This is a genomic window from Sphaerisporangium sp. NPDC049002 (assembly GCF_040649355.1).
Lineage (GTDB): Bacteria > Actinomycetota > Actinomycetes > Streptosporangiales > Streptosporangiaceae > Sphaerisporangium.
Genome location: NZ_JBEZFH010000053.1, coordinates 1 through 24005, shown reverse-complemented (window position 1 = coordinate 24005; position 24005 = coordinate 1). Strand labels below are relative to the sequence as shown.

The window sequence follows — 24005 nt, the reverse complement described above, 5'->3', positions numbered from 1 at the left end:
TGGAGCGAGGAGGCACCGTGAATACCGACGAAGTGCTGGGCAGGGCCCCTTTGTTCTCCGCGCTCGACCGTGAGAGCGCGGCCGCGCTCCGTACGGGCATCTCGGAGGTGGAGCTCCACAAGGGGCAGACGCTTTTCAGCGAGGGAGAGACGGGCGACAGGCTCTACGTCGTGCTGGACGGCAAGATCAAATTAATCCGCACGGCCCCCGACGGCCGCGAGAACCTGCTCAGCGTGCTCGGCCCGAGTGAGATGTTCGGAGAGCTGTCCCTGTTCGACCCGCGACCCCGTACGGCCAGCGCGATCGCCCTGACCGATGTGCGCCTGGCCGGGCTCGGCCACGACGACCTGCGGCCCTGGCTCACCGGACGTCCGGAGGTCGCCCTCCACCTGCTCCGTGCCCTCGCGCAGCGGCTGCGCCGCACCAACGACGTGATGGCCGACCTCGTCTTCACCGACGTGCCCGGCCGGGTCGGCAAGGCGCTGCTCGACCTCGCCGAGCGCTTCGGGCAGCGCACCGAGGAGGGCCTGCGGGTCCATCACGACCTCACTCAGGAGGAGCTGGCCCAGTACGTCGGCGCCTCCCGCGAGACCGTCAACAAGGCGCTCGCCGACTTCGCCCAGCGCGGCTGGCTGCGCATCGAGGCCAAGGCCGTCGTCATCATGGACGCCGACCGCCTCTACAACCGTTCGAGGTAGGCGAGCTGCGCCCGCACGGACATCTCCGCCGCGGGCCACAGTTCCTCGGACAGCCCGGCGTAGACGACCCGTACGATCTCTCGCGGCGTGGTGGCACCCTCGCGCTGGGCCCGCCTGATCTGGTCAAGGCGCTCGCGCCGGTGGGCGATATAACCGTCCAGCGCCGCGATCGGCTCCGGCAGGACGGGCCCGTGACCCGGCAGCAGGGCCGTGGCCGCCATGATCTCGGCACTCGCCCGCAGGCGGTCGAGGCTGCGCAGGTAGTCGGCCAGATCGCCATCGGGCGCGATCACCGTGGTCCCCCGGCCGAGGATCGTGTCCCCGGTCAGCATGGCCCCGTCGACCGGCAGCCAGAAGCACAGCGAGTCGAACGAGTGGCCCGGCGTGCCGACGACCCTGAGCTCAAGGCCGCCCGCCGTCACCACGTCCCCGTCCGCGAGCCCCTCGTCCCCGAGAACGTGCCGGGGGTCCAGGGCCCGTACCCGGGCGCCGGTGATCTCGGCGAACCGCCTGGCTCCGCCGCTGTGGTCCTCGTGCCCGTGCGTGAGGAGGATCGCCTCCACCCGCCTGCCCGCGAGGTGGCCGGCCACCCGCAGAAGGTGGTCCTCGTCGTCGGGACCGGGGTCCACGACCACCACGGCCTCCGCACCGGGCTCGCCGATGACCCAGGTGTTCGTGCCGTCCAGGGTCATCGGGGACGCGTTGGGCGCGAGCAGGTTGGTCGCGCGGGCCGTACCGGACCCGTCGGGGCCGCTCAGGGGGATTCGGAGACCACTCATGACATTCGATAGTCCTCGCCGGGGATGACCAGCCACATCGCGCCGTCCACCTCGGCGACCCGGGGCTGGAAGGTCACGATCTCGCGCTCGCACGCCAGCACGGCGGCGACATCGTCATACGCCGCCAACTCGGTCAGCGTACGGATCGTCGGGGGCATGAGGAAGATCTGCCCCTCCTTCGCCCGGCCGAGCGCCCGCGCCGGACGGAGCCACGCGACCTCGTCGGCCTCGCCGCCCACGTCGCGCGTGCGCTGGCCAGGAGGCATGGCGGCCACGAAGAACCGCGTGTCGAACCGCTTGTGCTCGACGTCCGGCGTGATCCAGTGCGACCAGGGCCTGAGCAGGTCGGCACGCAGGACCAGCCCTCGGTTGTTCAGGAACTCACCGAGCGACAGGCGCCGGTCGATCAGCGCCTCGCGGTCGGCCTCCCAGTCGTCGCCCGTGGTGTCGGCGACGACCGTGTCCGCGCTCGGCCCTGCCAGCAGGACCCCGGACTCCTCGAAGGTCTCCCGTACGGCAGCGCAGACCAGGCCGCGGGCGGTGCTGGTGTCGGCTCCGAAGATCGCACCCCAGGTCTCGGGGGCCGGCCCGGCCCAGGCGACCGTCTGGTCGGCGTCACGGGGGTCGACCGAGCCGCCGGGGAAGACGTACGCCCCGGCGGCGAACGCCATGCTGGCCTTGCGCCGGATCATGTAGACCTCAAGGGCCGGCGCCCCGCCGGCCCCGGCCTCGGCTTCTCCCGGCTCGGCTCCGGCTTCTCCCGGCTCGGCCTCGGTTGCCCCCGGCCCGGCGAGGTCCTGGACGGGGCGTAGGAGCGCCACGGTCGCGGCGTCTCTGGCGGGCACGGGGGCGAGGTCACCCGAAAGGATCGCACGGGCACGCTCTCCGAACTCGCCGGGCAGCGGGATGCCGTTCATGCCACCTCCATGATCCAACCGAATCAAGCTCGGCTGGACCATGGTGTCACGGTCAGCGCACTTCGGCGATGAGCTCGACCTCGACGGACGCGTCCAGCGGCAGGGCGGCGACGCCGACGGCGCTGCGGGCGTGACGGCCCGCGTCCCCGAGCACCTCGCCGAGCAGCTCGCTGGCCCCGTTCACGACGTGCGGCTGCCCCGTGAAGCCGGGGGCGCTCGCGACGAACCCGACGACCTTGACGATGCGCACGATCTGCGACAGGTCACCGGCCACGGAGGCCACCGCCGCGAGGGCGTTCAGCCCGCAGATGCGGGCCTGCTCCTTGGCCTGGTCGGGGTCCACCTCGGCGCCCACCTTGCCGGTGACGGCGAGCTTGCCGTCGACCATCGGCAGCTGCCCGGAGGTGTAGATGTAGTTCCCGGTGCGTATGGCCGGCACATAGGCGGCCAGGGGCTTCACGACCTCCGGAAGGGTCAGCCCCAGCTCGGCCAGGCGCTCCTCAGGCGTGCTCACTCCTTCTCCCGCTTCATGTAGGCGACGAGCTGCTCGGGGTTCGGCCCCGGGATGACCGTGACAAGCTCCCAGCCGTCCTGGCCCCAGTTGTCCAGGATCTGCTTCGTGGCATGGGTCAACAGAGGGACCGTCGAATATTCGTAGCGCTTCATGGTGGCACTGTAGACGGGAGTGAGGGCGTCAGGTGGCGGTGCTCCCCCAGTTCCCTCCCGCCTCATGGGTCACGGCGTTCCCTTGCGTCGATGGCATCGCCCCACGGCCATTGTGACGATCCGCATATTGACCTTTTGCCGGTGATCGACAATGCGAAGAAGACGGGGCGAATCTCACAATCTGAACGTTCGAGCGGACCCGGCGGGAGTCTTGGAACGATCTCGCGCCCATGTTCCCGTTGCCCCGTGACGCCAGCGCGAGCGGAGCCGATCGGCGATCATCCCAAGCGGTCGCCGCGGCGGGGGATCCATTGTCGGGGCCTCCCTTTACACGGGCGGTCAGGGAGCCCGGGAAAACGCGTTTCCGGGGCCGCCGGGGTGTGAGGTGCGTCGCAAGCCCCTTCCAAAAGCCGGGCACGGCGAATCGCGAAGTAACCGTTGGGTAGCCTTCGGAACGTGAGTGCTCGCGACACCGATTGGGACGGCGTACGACTTCATGTCGTCACCGGCAAGGGTGGCACCGGAAAGACGACGGTGGCAGCCGCGCTGGCCCTCGCCCTGGCGGCGGGTGGCCGGAAGGTGCTGCTCGTGGAGGTGGAGGGCCGTCAGGGCATCGCCCAGGTCTTCGACACCCCGCCCCTGCCGTACGAGGAGCGGAAGATCGCCGTGGCACCGGGCGGCGGCGACGTGTACGCGCTCGCCATCGACCCCGAAGAGGCCATGCTCGAATACGTCGAGATGTTCTACGGCATGAAGCGGGCCGGCAAGGCACTGAACAAGATCGGCCTGGTCGACTTCGCCACGACCATCGCCCCCGGTCTGCGGGACGTGCTCGTGACCGGCAAGACCAGTGAGGCCGTACGACGTCGCGACAAGTCCGGAAGGCGGGCGTATGACGCCGTCGTCATGGACGCGCCACCCACCGGTCGTATCACCAGGTTCCTCAACGTGACGCTGGAAGTGGCGGGGCTCGCCCGCATCGGCCCGGTGAAGAACCACGCCGACCTGGTACGCGGCGTGGTCGCCTCGCCGGAGACCGCCGTGCACTTCGTCACGCTGCTGGAGGAGATGCCGGTCCAGGAGACGCTGGACGGCATCGACAACCTCCGCGCCGCCAAGCTGCCCGTGGGCGGCGTCTTCATCAACATGGTCCGTCCCGAGCTGCTGCCCGAGGCCACCCTCGACGCCGCCATGAAAGACCGGTTCGACCCCGGTGAGCTGGCGCTCGGCCTGAAGGCCGCGGGCATCGCCGACGGCACGTCCGACGCGTCCGCGATCGCCGAGGCGCTCACGGAGGAGATCTCCGAGCACGCCCAGCGCAACCACCTGGAGCGCCGTGAGAGGCAGGCGCTCGCGGAGGCGAAGGCCCCCCACTACGAGCTGCCGTTGCTCGCCGACGGCGCCGACCTGGCCGGTCTGTACGAGCTGGCGGAAGCCATCCGTTCCCAGGGAGCAGCGTGAAGTCTCAGACGGGGAAGGCCCCCCGCACGTCACCCATCCAGAGCCACCACGGGACCTCGCCCGTTCTCGACATGGACGCCGTGCTCGACGACCCGGGCACGCGCATCGTCGTGTGCTGCGGCTCGGGCGGCGTGGGCAAGACCACGACGGCGGCGGCGCTCGGCCTCCGAGCGGCCGAACGGGGCCGGCGCGTGGTGGTGCTCACGGTCGACCCCGCGCGGCGCCTGGCCCAGTCGATGGGGCTCACCGAGCTCGACAACACGCCGCGTGTGGTCGCCGGGGTCGGTGGCACCGGCGAGCTGCACGCGATGATGCTCGACATGAAACGCACCTTCGACGAGATCATCGAGGCGCACGCCGATCCCGAACGAGCCCGGCAGATCCTGACCAACCCGTTCTACGAGTCGCTGTCGTCGAGCTTCTCCGGGACGCAGGAGTACATGGCGATGGAGAAGCTCGGGCAGCTCCGCCGCTCGGACGAGTGGGATCTCATCATCGTCGACACCCCGCCGTCGCGGTCGGCGCTCGACTTCCTCGACGCGCCCGAGCGGCTCGGCCGCTTCCTCGACGGACGGCTCATCAGGATCCTGATGGCTCCCGCCAAGGCCGGGGGCCGGAGCGCGTTCAAGCTGCTCAACGCCGGTTTCGGCCTTGTCGCGGGCGCGCTGACGAAGATCTTGGGCGCCCAGTTCCTCAAGGACATCCAGACGTTCGTCGCGGCCCTCGACGCCGTCTTCGGCGGGTTCAGGCAGCGCGCCGACCAGACGTACAGGCTGCTCCAGGCTCCCGGCACCGCGTTCCTCGTCGTGGCCGCGCCGGAACGGGACGCGATGCGGGAGGCCTCGTACTTCGTGGAGCGACTGGCCGAGGAGCGCATGCCCCTGGCCGGCCTGGTGATCAACCGGGTCCATCGGTCCCCGGCGCCGGCCCTCTCGGCCGCCCGCAGCACGGCGGCCGCGGAGGATCTCGAATCACGTGGTGAACACGAACTGACGTCCGCCGTGCTGCGGCTTCACGCCGGACGTATGCAGCTCGCCGCGCGCGAGCATAGGGAGCAGGAGCACTTCGCTTCGGCCCACCCCACAGTGCCGATCGCCCAAGTACTCGCGATGCCGGAGGACGTGCACGATCTCGAAGGCCTGCGCAAGATCGGTGAACTCCTGGCGTCATGAAGTGGCTCCCGCCACAGCCGTGCAACCTCGTGAACTACCACGCAGGTGACCCAGGGACGCGATCGAGGGGCCCGTGCATGGCCCCTCGCGTCGTGATAGCGGGCATGAGACGGACACCGCCCCAGCCCCTGAACTCAGCCGGCAATCAGCTCGTTGGTCCGCTCGTACTCTTCCTTGGCGACCTCTAGCAGGTCACGCCAAGACGTCACATCCGGCCGTCGCCTGAGCAGCGCACGCCGCTCGCGCTCGGTCATCCCGCCCCACACCCCGAACTCGATGCGATTGTCCAGTGCATCCGCGAGGCATTCGGTACGGACCGGGCATCCTCGGCAGATGAGCTTCGCCCTGTTCTGGGCGGCACCCTGAACGAACAACGCGTCAGGATCCGCGCCCCGACAGGCGGCACGGGAGGTCCAATCCGTGATCCACATTTCGACCCCACTCCCCTATAGGTGGTCAGTCGTCACTTGGCGGCCGACGGGCGCGGGCGTCGAGCCTCCTTATTCAGTTGCCGCAGAGGAGAACGTACGCAACCAGACGTTCGGACCGACAGACCCCGGCCGGGTCAATTTCCCACATGGTCATGTCAGGCCATGTGGCCGGGAATGACTAGTCCTCCCCTCCGCGAGTCGCCGACGAGTCAATGCGAAATGGACTTTGAGTACCTATTGAGTCAGCGACTCGGCATACGCTTGGTCTCGTGCAAGCTCAAGGCAAAGCCCGCGGGTCCGTGTTCGGGAACCTCCTCCGCCTGATCGCGGCGTCCGTCGCGGCGGGGGTGCTGGCCGCCGCCATCGCCCTGCCCGCCGTGGGCGGAGCCGGCGTGGGGGTCAAGAGTGCCACCGATGTGCTGAACCTGAAGCCCGAAGACCTCAAAGAGCCGCCGCTACCGGAGAAGACCGAGATCCTCGACTCCAGCGGCAAGCTGATCGCACAGTTCTACTACCAGAACCGCGAATCGGTGGCACTGGACAAGGTCGCCCCGGTCATGCAGGAGGCGATCATCTCCATCGAGGACTTCCGCTTCTACGAGCACGGCGCCCTCGACCTGGAGGGCTTCGCCCGCGCGATGATGAAGAACTTCCAGTCGGGCGGCGTCTCCCAGGGCGGATCCTCGATCACCCAGCAGTACGTCAAGCAGGTGCTGCTCAACAAGGCCGAGACCGACGAGGAGAAGCTCGCGGCCATCGCCCCGACGGTCTCCCGCAAGCTCAACGAGCTCCGGTACGCCATGGCCGTCGAGGAGAAGTACTCCAAGGACAAGATCCTTGAGAACTACCTGAACATCGCCTACTTCGGCGCGAGCGCGTACGGCATCCAGGCCGCCTCCAAGCGGTTCTTCGACAAGCCCGCCTCCAAGCTGAACCTCCAGGAGGCGGCCACGCTCGCGGGGGCCGTACAGAACCCCAACGCGACCGACCCGAACCTGGGCAAGAAGAACAGGGCCGCCCTGCTGGCCCGGCGCAACGTCGTCCTCGACCGGATGGCCGAGCTGCACAAGATCACGCCTGAAGAGGCCGCCACCGCGAAGGCCAAGAAGCTGGTCTACAAGGACATCTCGATCCCCGGCGGCTGCGAGCAGAGCGACTACCCGTACTTCTGCCTGTACGTCCAGCACGAGATCCTGAACGACAAGCAGTTCGGCAAGACCGAGAAGGCCCGCAAGGAGTTCCTCAACCGGGGTGGACTGACCATCAAGACCACCCTGGACACCAAGATGCAGAAGGCCGCCGACAAGGCCATCAAGAAGTGGGTCTACGCCTCCGACAAGCCCGTCGCCGCCGAGGCTCTGGTCGAGCCGGGCACCGGTGCCATCAAGGCCATGGCCGCCAGCCGCAGGTTCGGCAACAGCAAGAAGAAGAACGAGTCCAACTACAACCTGGTCGCCGACGTCGCGCACGGCGGCGGCACGGGCTTCCAGGCGGGTTCGACCTTCAAGGCCTTCACGCTCGCCACGGCGCTGAAGGAGGGCCTGCGGTTCGGCGACGGTCTCGACGCGGGCAGCAGCTTCCAGGCGAGCGGCTACAGCGACTTCAAGAACTGCAAGGGCGAGAACGTCGGCGACCCGAGTCACGTCGCGCACAACTCCGAGGGCGGCGGCGGCTTCAAGACCCTCCAGACCGGCACCTGGGGATCGGTCAACACCTTCTTCCTCGGCCTTGAGAAGAAGGTCGGGCTCTGCGACGTCGTCAAGACCGCCAAGGACCTCGGCATCAAGCGCGCCGACGGCGGGAAGCTCCAGGAGGTCGAGACCTTCACCCTCGGCGTCAACGAGATGGACCCCATCACCGTGGCCAGCGCCTACGCCACCTTCGCGGCCCGCGGCAGGTACTGCGAGCCGATGGCGATCACGGCGATCACCGACCGGTACGGCAAGACCACCAACTTCAAGCCCAGCTGCAAGCAGACGCTCGACGAGAAGGTCGCCGACGCGGTGAGCGGCATCCTGTCCGGAGTGTTCACGAAGGGCACGATGAGGGGCGTCGGCGGCATCGGCCGCGACGCGGCGGGCAAGACCGGCACGACCGACGGATCCATGACCGCCTGGTTCGCCGGCTACACCCCGGACCTCGCCGGAGCCGTCAGCCTCGGCGACCCGCGCGGCTCGTACACCCACCCGCTGCGCGGCATCACCATCGGCGGCAACTACTACGGCGAGGTGTTCGGCGCCACGATCTCCGGCCAGATCTGGAAGGCCACGATGCTCAGCGCCCTGAAGGACATCCAGGCCTCGTCCTTCACCCCGCCGGACATGAGCCGCTTCGGCGGTTGCAGCGGCGGCTGCGCGCCCAAGCCTCCGAAGGAGCCGGTCGACAACAACGGCAGCCCCTACCCCGTCCCGGACGGCAACGGCGGTAACGGTGACAACGGCGGCGGAAACGGCGGCGGCGGGGGTAACCGCGGCGGCGGAAACGGCGGCGGCGGGGGCAACCGCGGCAGCGAGACCGGCGACGGCGGTCTCGACCTGGTCACCCCCACCACCGCTCCGAACACCCGCAACGGCTGACCAACGAAAGGCGCCCCCACAGAGTCACCTGTGAGGGCGCCTTTCCGCTCGCAAGAGCCCCTGATGCACGACCTCGGGCCACCTCAGCCCGCGAGACGGGTGCGCACGGCCTGGGCCACCCTGCCGCCCTCCGCGCGTCCGGCGACCTTGGGGTTGAGGACCTTCATGACCTGGCCCATGGCCTTCGGACCCTCGGCGCCGCTCTCGGAGATGGCCTCCGCGACGAGCCTGTCGAGCTCCTCGTCGCTCAGCTGGGCGGGGAGGTACTCCTCAAGCACGGCGTGCTCGTCCTGCTCCGCCTGCGCCTGCTCGGTCCGCCCAGCACCCGCGAACGCCTCGGACGCCTCCCGGCGCTTCTTGGCTTCCCTCGTCAGCACCTTGACGATCTCGTCGTCGGAGAGCTCGCGCGCCGACTTGCCCGCGACCTCCTCGGTGCTGACGGCCGCCAGGGCCATGCGCAGCGTTCGGGTCCGCACCTCGTCACGCGCCTTCATCGATGTCGTGAGGTCGGCCTTCAGCTTGTCCTTCAAAGCACTCATGGTCACCATCTTGCCGTGTCGCCGCAGCGCGATCGCCGCTATTTCCCTCTGACCGGGGTCCCGCTCACGGAGTGTCATCACGAAAACCCCTGTTCTTCGCGTTGGGAGGCAGCATGCCGCGCCCTCATGCATCATGAAGGGGTGAGGAAAGCTGCCGCGATACCCCTGTCCTTGCTGGGCCTCGGCGTTGCCGGGATCGGCTACGCCTCGGTCGTCGAGCGCAACTGGTTCCGGCTCAGGCGCTTCGACGTGCCGGTCCTGGCGCCGGGGCAGCGGCCGGTGCGCATCCTGCAGATCTCCGACCTGCACCTCACGCCCGGGCGCACCCGTCTGATCAACTGGGTGCGCTCACTGGAGGCCCTCGATCCCGACCTCGTGGTCAACACGGGTGACACGCTGGCCCACCCGGATGCGGTGGGGGCCTACCTGCACGCGGTCGAGCCTCTGCTGTCCCGCCCCGGCCTGTTCGTCTACGGGTCCAACGACCTGTACGCCCCCAGGCCCAAGAACCCCGCGCGCTACCTCTGGCGATCGTCCAAGAGCGACAGGCGCCAGCACATCCCCAACCTCCCGTGGGACGAGCTGGGCGCCGGCATGACCGCCGCGGGCTGGCTCGACATGAACAACACCACCGCGCGCGTCAAGGTGGGCGATCTCGACGTCTTCGTGGGCGGCATCCACGACTCCCACATCAACCGTGACCGGTACGACCACATCGCCGGCCCCGCTCCCGCCGACGCCGACCTCCGACTGGGGGTCATGCACTCCCCCGAGCCCAGCAACATGTCCCGCTTCGCCGGTGACGGCTACCAGTTGCTCCTGGCAGGTCACACCCACGGCGGCCAGCTGTGCGTCCCGTTCTACGGAGCCCTGGTGACCAACTGCGGCATCGACCGCGCCAGGGTGAAGGGCCTGCACCGCCACGAGTCCGCCTGGCTCCACGTCTCCGCGGGCCTCGGCACCTCTCCCTACGCCCCGGCGCGCTTCGCCTGCCCGCCCGAGGCGACCTTGCTCACCCTCGTCCCTCGCCGCCCCACCCGCCCCTGACGTACGACTCCACGAAGTCGCGCATCGCCCGATGCGTCAGGCCCTTTCGTCCCTCCCGGATGACGCGAGCACCACCAAAGTCCGCTAGACTCATGCGAGCACAAGCAAAAGCGCCTGTGCACCGGGGTGTAGCGCAGCTTGGCAGCGCGCTTCGTTCGGGACGAAGAGGCCGTGGGTTCAAATCCCGCCACCCCGACCCAGTTAGAAGGCCACTTGCGATCATCGCAAGTGGCCTTTTTGATCTCCGTGCAGCAACGGGTTCTTACGAGCCGTCAGCGCTGCAGCGTCAGCACTCCCGGGCGGTAGGGCAGGAGGCCGTAGTCGCCGCCGGAGCTGGGGCTGCGTCCCTGGTAGAGCAACTGCAGATTGCAGGGATCGATGGTCTTGGTCTGGTCGGGGTTGCTGCGGACCAGGTCGCCGTGGCTGATGTCGTTGGTCCAGGTGGCGCCGCTGTTGGCCTTGCCGGCGAAGGGGTTGCTCTCGGTCGCGGCCTGCGGTGTCCAGGAACCGCCCAGGCTGGTGGAGGTGAACGAGCGGAAGTAGCGGCCCTGCGAGCCGATCGCCTCGACGATCATGAGGTATTGGTTCTGGCCCTGGACCTTGTAGACCTCGACCGCTTCGAACAGGTTGTTCGTCGTGTCGCTCATGACCACTGTCGAGGTCGAGCCGAAGCTGCCGGGGAAATTCCCGATGGGCATACTGGCCCGGTAGATCTTGCCATTGTCCCCGGCGAAGAACAGATACATGTTCGTGCCGTCACCGATGAGCGTCTGGTCGATGGGGCCCGTTCCGGAGCCGGAGATGCTTCCGGAGAAGAGTGTCTGCGGCGATGACCAGCCATTTGGATTGGTGGGGTCGCTCGACGTCTTGTAGGAGAAGGCGGTGCCACCCCACTGGTAGGCGAGCACCCAGATGTTCTTTGGGGCGAAGTAGAAAAGCGTGGGCGCGACGGTGCCGGAAGACATCGTGTTCTGGCCGGCCGAGGCCATGTCGGACCAGTTCGTGAAGAGGCCGAAGTTCATCGAACCCCAGCTCGATCCCGTGTCGTGCGTCGTCGCATAGACAAGGTGCTTGCCGTTGTAGACGACCGAGGTGAAGTCCTTGAGCGAGACCCACCCCGACTTCGGATTCGCCAGCGAGCCCGTCGATGTCCAGCGGTACGTCGACGGAAGAGCGCACGTGCCGGTCGGCGTCGGAGTGGGAGTCGGGGTCGGCGTGGGGGTGGGGGTGGGGGTCCGGGTGGGAGTGGGGGTGGGGCTTCCGGGGGTCCCGGTGCAGGCCACGCCGTTCAGGGAGAACGAGGTGGGCGACGGATTGCCGCTGGTGTACGAGCCGTTGAACCCGAAGGCAGTGCTGCCCCCCGACGGGATGGCGGCGTTGTAGCCGACATTGGTCGCGATCACCGTTGAACCGGACTGGGTGGACGTGGCGTTCCACATCTGGGTGATCTGCTGGCCGCCCCCGAAGGTCCAGGTCAGCTGCCAGCCGTTGACCGCGTCACCCAGGTTGTTGATGGTGACGTTGGCGCCGAAGCCACCCGGCCACGACGAGCTGACGGTGTAGTCGACCCGGCAGGCGACGGCCGCCTGAGCGGGCTGCGTGGCCAGTAGCCCGGCCGCCGCCAGCAGGATCGGGATCGCGATGATCGCGAAGCCGCGGCGCACGGCCGGTCGGGACGGCGCCGTCGGTGTGACGGCGGAGCGGCGCGGTGTCCGCGTTCGCCAGGGCAGGCGCATGTGTGTGCTCCTCATCATTTCGTCCAGCCGCTTTCAGCGACTGGTGTCGGTGGGGCGGAGGCGTTGCCGTTCGCGGTGCAACCGAAGGTCGCAGGAGGCCGGGTGAGCGAGCGGCCATAGGAGGCCCGGTGAGCGAGCGGCTATAGGAGGCGTCGCGGACGGGCGCCGGCGAAGCCGAACGCGCTCGTCGTGCCTGTGAGCGCTAACTTGACGTGCTCGCTCCACCCTCGTTGGAGAGCAGTCCACCACGCGTCCGGGGTGAGCGGGAGGCGTGGCTCGGTCCCGTCCCACAACCCGCGCGTGGCGTGCCGGGGAATTCGGCCCAGACGTACACGCGGGGCCATGATTGATGTTAGCGCTAACATTCTGCCCACTGGCGGACTGATCCGTTTCTCTCGCGGGAGGTGGTGGTGCGCGGAGCCAATCCGATGTGGGCGATCCGCGTCAAGGCACGGCCCTCGGCCCCTTCCCCCGCGCCCCCGCCCCCCGGCAGGCCTTCATCTGCCCTTATGGGCATCCGATCGCACCGTGCGAGACCGGCTCTGTGATGAAACGTTCAACGATGGTGATGATCTTCTGCCGTGCGCGGCCGGTTCGCCGCGAATCCTTCCGCCCGCGATTCTGTCGCCCGTCCGCCGCCTCGCCGGAGCCCCGGGACCGGCGTCGGCTGGAATCGGTCGAGGACAGCAGAAGCCCGCCGCTGTCCGGAGCGGCGGGCTCCTTCACGTTGTGCGTCAACCCCCGCACTTGGTATGTCTCCGCTGACGCTCAAGCCCCCGATCTTCCTGGTGTGATCAGTACGGCGTCATGCTGGGCGACAGCGTGACATCGATCTGATAGTCGGCGCCCTGGGTGTAGGCGTGCGGCCGGAACGAGTAGGTGACGCTGTTGGTCAGTGGTCCGAGGGGAAAGGATTCAAGCAGGAGGTCGTCATCCGCGATCCAGGGGTTCCGCTTCCGGAGGTTGAGGGTGACCCGGCCCCCATTGGGGGTGAACACCGGTTTGGTCACTATGTCGTGCTCGTAGACCGGGTAGACGTACGGGATACCCCCTGGGCACTCAGCCGGGAGGAAAACGAGGCACTTGCCCGGCGTCATCGGATAGCTCGCCCCATTCCCCGGCCAGACTTCATAGGTCACCTCCATGAGCGGCATCAGCGAGGGTCCGGAGATCTTGAGGAAGGTCATGTCGGTACCGCTGTGTTGTGTCCGCCACGAGGTGATCGAGTTCACGGTGATACGGACGTACGGGGCAGCCGCAGTGGAGGCCGCGGCGGAGGCGGAAGGGACGGCGACGAGAGGCGCCACGAGGATCGCCCCCGCGATGACCCGAAGCAGGGTCTTCAGTGGGTTCATACCGAAAGAATCACCGCAGCCGCTTGCGAACATCTTGGAGAAGATTAAGACCGATCAACGCTGCACACCCCGCCCACGTGCGTCGTCCGGCCGAGCTGCCAGGAATCGTCATCGGCCGGGTGCGGGCGCCGGATTGCCGAGGGGGTACCAGCAGGCCACCGCGTGGGTCTCCAGGGACAGCGGCGGTACGTCCGTGCGGCAACGCGTCTGACGGGCCACCAGGCATCGGTCGTGGAAGGCGCACCCGGTGGGGCGGTCCACAGCGGACGGCGGTTCGCCGGGGAGCAGCACCCGCCTGCGGCGTGCCGCCGGGTCGGTCACGGGCACCGCGTCGATGAGCGCACGTGTGTACGGATGCCGGGGGCGCGAGAGGATCTCGTGCGCCGGCCCCGTCTCGATCACCCGGCCGAGGTACATGACCCCGATCCGATCGCAGATCCGGCGCAGGACGGACAGGTCGTGGGACACGAGGATGACGGCGACCCCGAGATCGTCGGCGAGCCGGCGCAGCAGTGCCACGATCTCCCCGCCGGTGGACCGGTCGAGCATCGACACCGGCTCGTCGGCGAGCAGCACCCGAGGCCGGAGGACCAGCGCGCGGGCGATCGCCACCCGCTGGCGCTCCCCTCCGCTGAGTTCATGGGGCCGCCGCGAGGCGTACCGTTCGGCCGGCTTCAGCTCGGCCGCTTCCAGCGCGGCGATGACCCGGCGGTGGACTTCGTCGTCGGTGAGCCGTAGCTGGGCCAGCAGCGGTTCGGCGACCTCGCGATGGACGGTGAGCCGGGGGTTGAGGGACTGGTACGGATCCTGGAAGATCAGCTGCACCTGTGACCGCAGCGCGCGCCAGTCGGGTCTCCCCTCGCCGCCGAGCTCGACGTCGCCGACCCGTACGGTGCCCCCGGCGATGTCGGCCAGTCCCACAAGCGCGGACACGACGGAGCTCTTGCCGCAGCCGCTCTCGCCGGCGAGTCCAAGGATCTCTCCTTCGCGTACCAGCATCGAGACGTCGTCGACGGCCGCGACGTACCGGGGCCGCCGCAGCGCGGCCAGCCCGCGCCCGGTCGTGTAGCGCACGTGTACCCGGTCGAGGGACACCGCCGCCGGCGCCTGCTCACCTCCGCGGGCCCGCGGCCCCGGGTCGACGGGTTCGTCACTGAGGAGCCCACGGGTGTACGGGTGGCGCGGCGCGCGGAACACCGTGCCGACCGGGCCGGACTCGATGGCCTCGCCGTCCTTGAGCACGATGACCCGATCGCAGATCTCTCCGGCCACGCCCAGGTCGTGGGTGACCAGCAACATGGACAAGCCCAGCTCGCGCTTGGCGTCGGCGAGCAGGGCCATGATCCGGTCCTGCACGACCACGTCCAGCCCGGTGGTCGGCTCGTCCGCGATCAGCAGCGTCGGCTGGAGCACCGTGGCCATGGCGATCAGCGCGCGTTGCCGCATGCCGCCGCTGTACTGGTGCGGATAGCCTCCGGACCGGTCGGCCCGGATGCCCACCCGGTCCAGCGCCTGCCGGGCCAGCGTGAACGCCTCCTTTCGTGACATGTCGCGATGCGCCCGTACCACCTCGGCGATCTGCCGGTCGACCGGCTGCACGGGGTCGAGGGAGTTCATCGCCGCCTGCGGAACCAGCGCCAGCCGCTCCCACCTCAAACGGCGCAAGGTCTTCCCGGCGACCGCCGCCAGGTCCGTACCCTCGAACGCGACCTGCCCGGATACCTCGGCTCCGGGAGGGAGCAGACGGAGGATCGCCTTGGCGGCGGTGGTCTTGCCCGATCCCGACTCGCCGATCAGGCCGACCACCTCGCCCGGCGCGATGGAGAACGAAAGGTCGCGTACGGCCCGTACCGGACCGGCATGGCTGGGAAACACGACTTTCAATCCGCGCACGTCCAGGATCGGGGTCACGACCGCACCTCCAGGTGGCGCCGTTGCAGGGACTCGTGCGCCCGTCCGAGCAGCGAGACGGCGAAGACGAACAGCATGATGGCCAGCCCGGGGAACAGCGGCCACCACCACGCGCGGTTCATCTCCTGCGAGTTGAACGCGTCGAACATGATCGTGCCCCAGGACACCGCGTTCGTCGGCGCCAGGCCGAGGAAGCTGAGTCCCGCCTCGGCCAGAACCGCCTCGGCGACGAGCAGCATTCCGTAGAGGATGGCGAGAGAGGCGACGTTCGGGGCGATGTGTACGTACAGGACGCGCCGCCGGGACGCCCCGCCCACGACGGCCGCCTTGACGAACGACCGCTCCTTCAGCGACAGCACCTGCGCCCGTACCACCCGCGCGGTGGTACGCCAGAAGAGCAGGGCGATGGCGAGGACCAGCACGAAGTCCGATCGGCCGAGGATTCCGACCAGCACGATCGCCAGGGGCAGGAAGGGGATGGCGTACGCGGTGTCCGCGATCCGCATGAGCACGCTGTCGACCTTGCCGCCCAGGTAACCGGCGACGAGGCCGACGTTGAGCCCGATCAGCGCGGTCGCCAGGGCGGCGACCCCGGCGACCGAAAGGGTCCGGCGGGTGCCCCAGGCCACCTGGTCGAAGATGTCGCGGCCGAAGTTGGTCGTGCCGAACGGGTGCGCGGGGCTCGGCGGTAGCAGTCTCGCCAGCGCTCCGTCCGCGGCCCGTACCCGCTCAAGAGGGCCGTGCGGTGCTATCGCCGGCGCGAGTACCGCGGTCAGGACGAAGACGCCGATGATGGCGATCGCGGCCCGGCCGCTGGGAGTCGACCACAGGTCCCGCCCGACCCGCCGGGCGCCCGTGGTCACCTTGTCCTGCCACATGCGCCGCTTGGTCTTCGTCGTCGTCGGGGGATGAGGACCGGTCATGCCAACCTCACACGCGGGTCGAGGTACGCGTAGAGAACATCGATGACGCCGTTGACGGCGACGGCCATCACGGCGGTCAGCAGGAAGACGCCTTGCATCATCGGGTAGTCGAAGTTGTTGACGGCGTCGACGATCGCCCGCCCCATGCCTGGCCAGGAGAAGATGGTCTCGACGATCACCTGACCGCCGATGATGGTGCCGGTGAGCGCCGGCATCAGGGTGACCACCGGCAGCAGCGCGTTCCGTGCCGCGTGCCGGTAGACGATTCGCGCCGGGGACAGGCCCTGTGCTCGCCCGAGGGCGATGAAGTCCTCGCGCAGCACGTCCGCCATCGAGGTGCGCATGGTCAGCAACGGCTCAGGCATGAAGTAGAGCGTCATGATGAGGAGCGGAAGGGCGAGGTGCCACCAGAAGTCCGGCGAGCCGAAGACGCCCAGGCCGGTGACCGCGACTCCCCTGCCAGGTGTGGTCATCCCGATCGACGGCACCCAGTTCAGGTGGTAGCTGAACAGCAGCAGCGCGAGCGTCGCCGTCCAGAAGATGGGCGTGGCCCTTCCGACGAAGGCTCCGTTGCGCAGCACCGCGTCGACGAGCCCGCGTCGCCGGCCGGTGGCCGCGGCGAACGCGCCGAGGGCCGACCCGAGCACCAGGGCCAGCACGATGGCGGGCACGGCCAGGACGGCGGTGTTGAAGAGCTTGTTCAGCAGGATGTCACCGACCGGCTGCTTGTAGTGGAACGAGATGCCTAGGTCACCTCGCGCCAGGTTGCTGAGGTACCGGAGGAACTGCACTCCGACCGGCTGGTCCACGCCGTAGCGCGCCCGGAGCATGGCGGCCACGGACGGGTCGAGGTCCGGCCCGACCACCGCCGCGCTGGGATCCCCCGGCACGGCCCTGAACAGCAAGAAGGTCAACGGCACGAGGATCGCGATGGTCGCCGCCATCCGCGCGACACGTCTCATCGAAAATCGCAGCAGCGTCATGGCGCCTCCCTTCCGTATCACCTGAGCCGGCACGCGATTCACCTGGTCAGGAGGGCAGGTCGTTGTCACGGAGGCGCTTGTCCTCGCGGGCGGCCGGGTAGTAGAGCACGCCATGGCGATCGAACACGTATCCCGCCTCCCGCAGCTCCTTCATCGCGGCCGGGAGGTCGTAGGGGAACGGCTGGAGCGACGCGTCGTGCCACTTCGTCAGCGACGCGGCGATCGGCGACCCGGCGGGCTCGCCCTGCCCGTCGAAAACCACGTCGATGATGTCCCGCACGGGGATGAGCAGGGACAGGGCACGCCGGAAGTGGCGGTCGTCGAACGGCTCCTTGCGCATGTTGTAGTGCAGTCCGGCCCAGCCGATGCTCTCGGCGGACAGCACCGTGATCCCGCTCTTCCCGCGCACCGAGGCGAGCTGGGCGACGTTCTGGACGTCCCCGAGCATGTCAAGGTCACCTTGGGCGAGCCCGCCGACCTCGGCGTCGAAGCCGCCCAGCACGATCATCACCAGGCCGTCGATCCTGGGTGCCGAGAAGTGCCGCTTGTTCGCCGTGAACCGGATCTCCGCGCCGAGTTTGCGGCCGGCGAAGACGAACGGCCCGGACCCCACGGGGTTGTCGTTGACGAATTTCTCCGGGTGGGCCACCTTCCTCCAGATGTGCTCCGGCAAGATGGGCACCTGGGACAGCGCCGTGGCCACGAAGCTCTGCGACGGCCTGGTGAGGGTGATCTCGACCGAGTCGCCGGTGGCCCGTACGTCCCGCACGGCTGCCAGCTTCGGGGCGAACAGCGGGGACTTCTTGTCGATCAGGTACCTGACGCTGAACGCCACGTCGGAGGCGGTGACCGGATGCCCGTCGCTGAACCGCATGCCGGGCCGCAGCTTCGCGGTCACTCGGGCGCCGTCGACCTTCACCGACTCGGCCGCCCAGTCGCGCAACTCACCTTCCGGGCCGATTCGTACAAGGCTGTCGTAGATGTGTGACAGGAGTAACTGCGCCGAGGGTGTCTCCAGCGCGACCGGGTTGAGGGTCAGGGACTCGGAGATCGTCCCGACCACCAGGGTGCGCTTGCCGGTCTTCGGAGTGGCGCCGATCGAGTTCCAGATGTTGAAGACCGGGTAGCCCAGTGCCTGCCGGATGCCGTCCCAGCGGTCCGACCGATACGCCCCGGCCACGACGGGATAGGCGAACGGCCGGACCGGCTGCTGCTCGTACAACAGCTTCTGCGCCCGCTTCACGGCGGCGACCCGGTCGGTTTCGTTCGTCGCGACCTGCTGAGCGTCATAGAGCGCGTCATATGCGGCGTTGCGATAACCGGAAATGTTGGAGCCGGAGACCCCGGCACGGGCAGAGGTGAACCTCGACAGGATGTTGTCGGGGTCGATCCGGTCCGCCATCGGGGCATAGACCAGCAGGGTCGCGTCGAAGTCCTTGCTCATGAACGCACGGCGACCCACCTCGGCGCCGCGTACCGCCTGTAGTTCGGCGGGGATGCCGGCCCGCTGCCAGGACTCCACGATCAGGCGGGCCTGCTCGAACCAGCGAGGATCCTCCGCCGCGGTCCTGGTGAGCACCTGGATGGTCTGGACGGGCGTGCGCCCTGCGACGTCGGCGACCACGTTCCGGTACGTCGCCGCGTCGGATCCGCCACCGGCCTGGTCACCGTCGGCGCACGCCGAAGTCGTCAACGCGAGGGCGATGGCCAGGGCAGCGCTCAGTCTTCCTTCGTACGAACGCACAATTCTCCTCGTTCGACTGATCGGGGGAATGCTTCAGAAACGGGCGATCGGCAATGGCGACCGCCCGGCGACAATGGGGAAAGTTCGGGAGCGCATCGCGGTGGACGCCGCTCCGGCGATTGGTGATGTCGTTCGTCTGGGGCGAGCCGAACGGCCGGACAAGAAAGGCTCAGCCATGCGACTCGCACGGAAAGTAATGCCCTGATTACTTTCCGCTTACACGCGGGTGCGTATTCTTTACCTCAGAGACCGATCCTCACCCACAACGCCGAATCGGTGGGTTCCGGCCCGCCCGCCCGTGCGACCGCGAGACTGGGCGGTCTAGATCGCCGTAGGCGTGAGGCTTTATTAAGATTCGGCGACATGTGGCGGAAAGTCAGAATCATCGTTGCCAGTGTCTGTGCGGTCGGTGTCCTCGGTGTCCCGGTGGCCGCCGAGGCGAAGAAGACCGAGAAGGCCGCTCCGACCTCGGCGGCCGCCGAGGCGACGAAGACGCAGCAGGCTGATGCGACCCCGGCTGCCGGAAAGGTGAAGAAGGCGGCCAAGCCGTACTGCGCCCGCTACAAGTGCATCGCCCTCACCTTCGACGACGGCCCGTGGCCGTACACCCCCGAGCTGCTCGACACGCTGAAGAAGCACAAGGCCAAGGCCACCTTCTTCCTTCTCGGCAGGAAGGTCGAGACCCGGCCCGAGCTGACCCAGCGGATCGTGGACGAGGGGCACGAGATCGGCAACCACACCTGGGACCACCCGTCGCTGACCGAGCTGTCCGACGAGGAGATCCTCGACGAGATGACGAGGACCTCGGACGTCATCGACCAGACCATCGGCAGGGCGCCGACGATGATGCGCCCGCCGAACGGCGCCACCGACGAGCGGGTCACCCAGCTGATGGCCGAGCTCGCGCTTCCGCAGATCCTGTGGACCGGGTCCACCCTCGACTGGCAGGCCCGCGACACCGCCGTCATCACCAAGCGGACGCTCAAGCTGGCCAAGCGCGACGGTGTCATCCTGCTGCACGACATCGTCCCGGAGACCGTCAAGGCCATCCCGGCCGTACTGAAGACGCTGGAGAAGCAGCACTACCGCTTCGTCACGGTGACGACCCTGCTCCAGGGCCGGGAACTGCGTGGCGGCGAGATCTACCCTCCGCGCTCGAAGTAGCCGTCGCCGGCGTGGAGCGAGCGGTCGAGTGCGGCCCTCAGCCTCGGTTGCAGGGGCACCTCCACCAGCCGGTTCACGCCGTACGCGACGGCGAGCGCGGCCGCGACGACCAGCGGCAGCGTGACCCAGTTCCCCAGCGGGGTGTGGAGCTTGTCGATGAGCAGGAACCCGACGTGGTGATGGAACAGGTAGAGCGGGTAGGTCAGCACGCCGAGCCAGGACAGCCAGCGCCAGTCGATGCCGTCCAGCCTCCCCTGGGCCACCAGGATCATGATCAGGAAGATGAGGGAGATCACTCCGACCACGAGGGCGGATCCCAGGGCCATGCCGAAACGCTTGACGGCCGGAGGGTTCTCCCCCAGCACCTGAACGAGGGCGATCGCCCATCCGGCCCCCACGAACAGCCAGGGGTACAGCGACCCCCCGAAGCGGTGCATCAGGTACAGGGCCATGCCTGCGATGAAGTATGGCGCGCTGAACGGGATGAGGAACGCCTGGAGCAGGTCGGCGTTCACACGCTCGGCGATGGCGAGGAGCAGCAGCCAGCCCCCGAGGAAGGCCAGGCAGCGGCGGTAGGTGATGCCGACCGCGGCGAACACCGCGATGAGCGCGTAGAAGACCAGCTCCTGCCAGAGCGTCCAGTACACGATCTCCAGGTCACGGACCCTCAGGCCGTGCTGCAGCATGGTGAGGTTGGCGAGCAGCTCGCTCAGGGTGGGCCGGTGGTCGGTGACGAGACCCGCGACCGCCAGGCCTCCCAGAGCGATCACGCTGGCCCAGTAGGCGGGGTAGAGCCGGGCGATCCGCGACGAGACGAACTGGCCGGGGCTCCTCCCCCACGCGCTCATCAGGATGACGAATCCGCTGATCATGAAGAACAGGCGGACGCCGTACACGCCGAACATGGTCACCGCGCTCAGGGCGGGGAACGCGTTCGGGGTGCCCCATGCCCGCGTGTCACCGTAGTGGAAGAGCACCACCGCGAGCGCCGCGCAGAACCGTAACAGGTCGAGAACGCGCAGCCGAGACGGGTCACGAAGGATGACCGGAGAATCGGAAGTGCGGGGGGCCGCAACGAGCATATGCAGGAATATATCTACAAAGATCGCTAAGAACCCATCGAACGAGTGCGGGCCAGAAGCACCGACTCCGGCGGCCTCCGGCCCGGCCGCCCGCTCGTCAAGGCGGGCCCCCGAGGACCACCGGTGTCAGTGCTTCCAGCGGGTACGCGCGGCGATCTCGTCGGGGTCCGCTCCGTCGAAGAGCGCTATCTCGCCCCGGCGTACGAGGGCGATCGTGTCGATCATGGCCTCGCCCAGCGCCTCCTTCAGCACGGCGTCGGACTCGAACGCCTCAAGTGCCGCCCCGAGGGAGGACGGCAGCGGCGTGACGGTGCCCAAGGACAGCGGATCGACCTCGACGGGCTCGGGGAGCGTGCCGCCGCCGGCGAGACCGGCCCGGCCCGCGGCGAGGAGCACGGCCATCGCGAGATACGGGTTGGCCGCCGCGTCGAAGCACTTGACCTCCAGGTTGGCCGCCCGCGACCGTTCGCCGGCCGATCCGGTGACGAACCGCAACGCCGCCTCTCGGTTCTCCAGCCCCCAGCAGGCGAACGCGCCGGCCCAGCGGGAAGGGATGAGCCGCAGGTAGCTCGCGACGGACGGGGCGCCCACCGCCAGCAGGGCCGGTAGCCGCGACAGGATGCCGGCGCAGAACGCCTCGCCCTCGGCGGTGAGGCCGTACCGGCCCTCGCCGCCGGCCATGAGGTTCACGCCGTCGCGCCACAGGCTCAGGTGGACGTGCGCCCCGTTGCCGACTCCGCCCGCGAGCACCTTGGGGGAGAAGGTCGCGCGCAGGCCGTGGTTCAGGCTGACCGCGCGGATCGTCTCGCGGACGAGGACCGTGGTGTCGGCGGCACCGACCGGGCCCTCGGCCGCGACCGAGACCTCGTACTGCCCCGCGGCGTACTCGGGGTGGATCTGCTCCACCGCGACGCCCGCCTCCGACAGCGCGTCGACCACCTCACGCAGGTAACCGGACCGTTCGGTGAGCCGCGTCATGCCGTACGCGGGGCCGGTGCAGGCGGGGACGAAGTCATCGCCCGCACCGATGGAGGCCGCCCACTCCACCTCGAACGACGCCCGGACGGAGAAGCCGCAGGCGGCCAGCCGATCGGTCTCGCGGCGGGCCAGGTGGCGGGCGTCCAGGGGATGCGGCACGCCGTCCTGGTCGTACCGGTCCGCGGGCGCCCACGCCCAGCCGGGAAGGGCGGTCAGCACGGCGAGGCGGTCGAGGTCCGGATGCAGGCGCAGGTCGCCGACGGGCCCGCCGGCGAACCGGCCGCTCATGATGGAGTCGTCGAGCAGGAATGCGTCGAACACCGGTGAGGCGCCGATGCCCCAGGCCGCCGCGTGTTCCAGCCGCGCGAGGGGCACCGCCTTGACCCTGGTGACGCCGCTGGTGTCCACCCAGGTGACGGCGACCGCGGTCACGTCCCCGGCTGCCAGGTCCTCGGTCGCCTTCCGGGCCAGGGCCGCGCGTCGCTCACGTTCCGGCTGGTCCATGTCCCGCTCCCCTGCCTTCGTCCGGTGCGGCGCCATCGACACGAGGATCCGGTCGTCTCACGGCCACGGTCGCCGGTACGGCTGAGCAGTGTGGGCTGGACGCCGCGATCGTCACGCTTGGTCACACGCGCTGTCGCAACGTCATTCTCCATGCCGGCGCGAGCGTTCCCGGCCAACCGGCTGATGTCGTCGGCGACGCCGTCCTGACGGCCATGAAGGTGGTCAGGACGGCCGCGCGAGGAGGCGTCCTCTACGGACCCGCTAGGCGGGCGCGGAGGAGGGGACGCGAAGCTGTGTCAGGTCCAGTTCGTCGCTTTCGAACCCGATGGGGATGAGGGTGACCGGGACGCCGTTGAACACCGCGTTTCCGGAGGGCACGTCGATCACCGACTCGTCGGTCAGCGTGTTCGCGTTCACGCCCGCGTGTTCCGACGCGTTCCGCTGACGGGTCCCGGCGTGTCCCCATCCGTGGGGCAGGCTCACCACCCCCGGCATGATCCCGTCGTTGGGTTCGACGGGCACGACGAGCTCCCCGCTGGCCGAGCGTACGAGGACCTGCTCGCCGAGCCCGAGCCGCGTCACGTCGTCCGGGTGGATGTGCAGGGTGCACCGGTTGCTGCCGCCGGTCAGCGTCGGCACGTTGTGCAGCCAGCTGTTGAGGGAACGCAGCTGGCGCCGCCCGATCAGCAGGGTCTCCGGCGGCGGTACGGCCAGGCGGTCGCGCAGTCGGGCCGCCTCCTCGGCCAGCCTCGGCGGGGCCAGCTCCACCCGGCCCGAGGCCGTGGTCAGCACCTCCGCCAGCCGGGGCTGAAGCGGGCCGAGGTCGATGCCGTGCGGGTTCGCCAGCAGGTCGGCCAGCGACAGGCCGTAGCCGCCCATCCTGAGCATGGTGTCCAGCATCAGCTCGGGTCCGCTGTCGCCCTGCAGCGTGGCGCGCAGCTCGGCCACGTCCATGCCCTCGTACGGCGAGCCGGGGGCCTGCGTGGCACCGGCGAGCAGCTGGCCGACGATGAACTCGTCCAGCCCGGCCGGGTCGGCGTCCGCTCCCTGCCCTGAGGCGATCAACGTCAGCCGCGCCATGATCTCGGCCTCCGACAGCTGGCCGGGCTGCAGCGGCAGGATCGCCGGGGAGAACCTGGTGTAGTTGCGCACCGTCACCGTCAGCAGCAGGAAGTCGTAGTGCGGCATCTGCAGGATGCGCGGCGGCGGCAGGATGACGTTCGCGTGCCGGGTGGTCTCGTTGAGGTAGGACCCGCAGTTCCTCGACAGGCTCAGGCAGATCGAGCCCGACTGCTGCCCGGTGGTCGCCTACGGCGCGCTGCTGCCTCAGGCGGCGCTC

At 68.9% G+C, this 24005-nt stretch carries 21 protein-coding genes and 1 tRNA gene; 7 read left to right on the top strand and 15 right to left on the bottom strand.

Annotation, left to right across the window (positions count from 1 at the left end):
• Positions 1-17 precede the first annotated feature (17 nt).
• Positions 18-698, top strand: a complete 681-nt coding sequence (locus tag AB0B89_RS13875; protein ID WP_358552085.1) for a Crp/Fnr family transcriptional regulator — start codon at positions 18-20, stop codon at positions 696-698.
• Here AB0B89_RS13875 and AB0B89_RS13870 read toward each other — a convergent pair.
• The 4 genes from AB0B89_RS13870 to AB0B89_RS13855 are packed head-to-tail and all read right to left on the bottom strand — an operon-like array spanning position 680 to position 3060.
• Positions 680-1477: an MBL fold metallo-hydrolase gene (locus AB0B89_RS13870; RefSeq protein WP_358552083.1), complete on the bottom strand. Its 798-nt coding sequence runs from the start codon at positions 1475-1477 to the stop codon at positions 680-682. The two genes, AB0B89_RS13875 and AB0B89_RS13870, sit on opposite strands and share 19 nt — an antisense overlap.
• Positions 1474-2394 carry an NUDIX hydrolase gene (locus tag AB0B89_RS13865; RefSeq protein WP_358552081.1) on the bottom strand — a complete coding sequence of 307 codons (921 nt, stop codon included), beginning with the start codon at positions 2392-2394 and terminating at the stop codon, positions 1474-1476. Before AB0B89_RS13865 ends, AB0B89_RS13870 begins: the two co-directional genes overlap by 4 nt.
• 52 nt (positions 2395-2446) lie before the next feature.
• Entirely contained in the window at positions 2447-2908 is a 462-nt protein-coding gene (locus tag AB0B89_RS13860) for a RidA family protein (protein ID WP_358552079.1), read from the bottom strand.
• Complete coding sequence (locus AB0B89_RS13855) at positions 2905-3060, bottom strand: DUF4177 domain-containing protein (protein WP_214410020.1); 156 nt, start codon at positions 3058-3060, stop codon at positions 2905-2907. The genes AB0B89_RS13860 and AB0B89_RS13855 overlap by 4 nt, the downstream gene beginning before the upstream one ends.
• A 456-nt stretch (positions 3061-3516) precedes the next feature.
• Between AB0B89_RS13855 and AB0B89_RS13850 the strand changes: the two genes are divergently transcribed.
• Positions 3517-4521, top strand: coding sequence for an ArsA-related P-loop ATPase (locus AB0B89_RS13850; protein WP_358552076.1), 1005 nt, complete (start codon positions 3517-3519; stop codon positions 4519-4521).
• Positions 4522-4592: 71 nt separating this feature from the next.
• Positions 4593-5693, top strand: a complete 1101-nt coding sequence (locus tag AB0B89_RS13845; protein WP_358552111.1) for an ArsA family ATPase — start codon at positions 4593-4595, stop codon at positions 5691-5693.
• Positions 5694-5827: 134 nt separating this feature from the next.
• Here the strand turns inward: AB0B89_RS13845 and AB0B89_RS13840 are convergent, their stop codons facing one another.
• Positions 5828-6124 (bottom strand): WhiB family transcriptional regulator, encoded by a 297-nt coding sequence (locus tag AB0B89_RS13840; protein WP_114029663.1) that lies wholly within the window; start codon positions 6122-6124, stop codon positions 5828-5830.
• Positions 6125-6393: 269 nt separating this feature from the next.
• Between AB0B89_RS13840 and AB0B89_RS13835 the strand changes: the two genes are divergently transcribed.
• The gene (locus AB0B89_RS13835) at positions 6394-8700 is read left to right on the top strand and encodes a transglycosylase domain-containing protein (protein WP_358552074.1); all 2307 of its coding nucleotides are present in this window, start codon (positions 6394-6396) and stop codon (positions 8698-8700) included.
• Positions 8701-8783: 83 nt separating this feature from the next.
• On the opposite strand, the gene AB0B89_RS13830 is transcribed toward AB0B89_RS13835, so the two are convergent.
• Positions 8784-9239, bottom strand: a complete 456-nt coding sequence (locus AB0B89_RS13830; protein WP_358552072.1) for a GatB/YqeY domain-containing protein — start codon at positions 9237-9239, stop codon at positions 8784-8786.
• Between the two features lie 126 nt (positions 9240-9365).
• Here AB0B89_RS13830 and AB0B89_RS13825 point away from each other — a divergent pair, with 126 nt between their 5' ends.
• Complete coding sequence (locus tag AB0B89_RS13825; protein WP_358552070.1) at positions 9366-10286, top strand: metallophosphoesterase; 921 nt, start codon at positions 9366-9368, stop codon at positions 10284-10286.
• Positions 10287-10408: 122 nt separating this feature from the next.
• Positions 10409-10482, top strand: a tRNA-Pro gene (locus AB0B89_RS13820).
• Between the two features lie 76 nt (positions 10483-10558).
• Here AB0B89_RS13820 and AB0B89_RS13815 read toward each other — a convergent pair.
• The 6 genes from AB0B89_RS13815 to AB0B89_RS13790 form a co-directional block, all read right to left on the bottom strand.
• Entirely contained in the window at positions 10559-12022 is a 1464-nt protein-coding gene (locus tag AB0B89_RS13815; RefSeq protein WP_358552068.1) for a non-reducing end alpha-L-arabinofuranosidase family hydrolase, read from the bottom strand.
• Positions 12023-12816: 794 nt separating this feature from the next.
• A complete protein-coding gene (locus tag AB0B89_RS13810) occupies positions 12817-13377 on the bottom strand; it encodes a hypothetical protein (RefSeq protein ID WP_358552066.1) in 561 nt (186 codons plus the stop codon).
• A 108-nt stretch (positions 13378-13485) separates the two neighbouring features.
• Entirely contained in the window at positions 13486-15288 is a 1803-nt protein-coding gene (locus AB0B89_RS13805) for an ABC transporter ATP-binding protein (protein WP_358552064.1), read from the bottom strand.
• The gene (locus AB0B89_RS13800) at positions 15285-16211 is read right to left on the bottom strand and encodes an ABC transporter permease (RefSeq protein WP_358552062.1); all 927 of its coding nucleotides are present in this window, start codon (positions 16209-16211) and stop codon (positions 15285-15287) included. The genes AB0B89_RS13805 and AB0B89_RS13800 overlap by 4 nt, the downstream gene beginning before the upstream one ends.
• Positions 16208-17194 (bottom strand): ABC transporter permease, encoded by a 987-nt coding sequence (locus tag AB0B89_RS13795; RefSeq protein WP_358552060.1) that lies wholly within the window; start codon positions 17192-17194, stop codon positions 16208-16210. Before AB0B89_RS13795 ends, AB0B89_RS13800 begins: the two co-directional genes overlap by 4 nt.
• A 46-nt stretch (positions 17195-17240) precedes the next feature.
• Positions 17241-18938 (bottom strand): ABC transporter substrate-binding protein, encoded by a 1698-nt coding sequence (locus AB0B89_RS13790; RefSeq protein WP_358552058.1) that lies wholly within the window; start codon positions 18936-18938, stop codon positions 17241-17243.
• A 426-nt stretch (positions 18939-19364) separates the two neighbouring features.
• On the opposite strand from AB0B89_RS13790, the gene AB0B89_RS13785 reads away from it, so the two are divergent.
• Positions 19365-20102, top strand: coding sequence for a polysaccharide deacetylase family protein (locus tag AB0B89_RS13785; protein WP_358552056.1), 738 nt, complete (start codon positions 19365-19367; stop codon positions 20100-20102).
• Here AB0B89_RS13785 and AB0B89_RS13780 read toward each other — a convergent pair.
• The 3 genes from AB0B89_RS13780 to AB0B89_RS13770 all read right to left on the bottom strand — a co-directional run bounded on the left by AB0B89_RS13780 (position 20081) and on the right by AB0B89_RS13770 (position 23854).
• Positions 20081-21184, bottom strand: coding sequence for an acyltransferase (locus AB0B89_RS13780; protein WP_358552054.1), 1104 nt, complete (start codon positions 21182-21184; stop codon positions 20081-20083). The two genes, AB0B89_RS13785 and AB0B89_RS13780, sit on opposite strands and share 22 nt — an antisense overlap.
• Positions 21185-21310: 126 nt before the next feature.
• Positions 21311-22666, bottom strand: coding sequence for a glutamine synthetase family protein (locus AB0B89_RS13775; protein ID WP_358552052.1), 1356 nt, complete (start codon positions 22664-22666; stop codon positions 21311-21313).
• 261 nt (positions 22667-22927) lie between these two features.
• Positions 22928-23854, bottom strand: a complete 927-nt coding sequence (locus tag AB0B89_RS13770; RefSeq protein ID WP_358552050.1) for a molybdopterin dinucleotide binding domain-containing protein — start codon at positions 23852-23854, stop codon at positions 22928-22930.
• Positions 23855-24005: the final 151 nt, after the last annotated feature.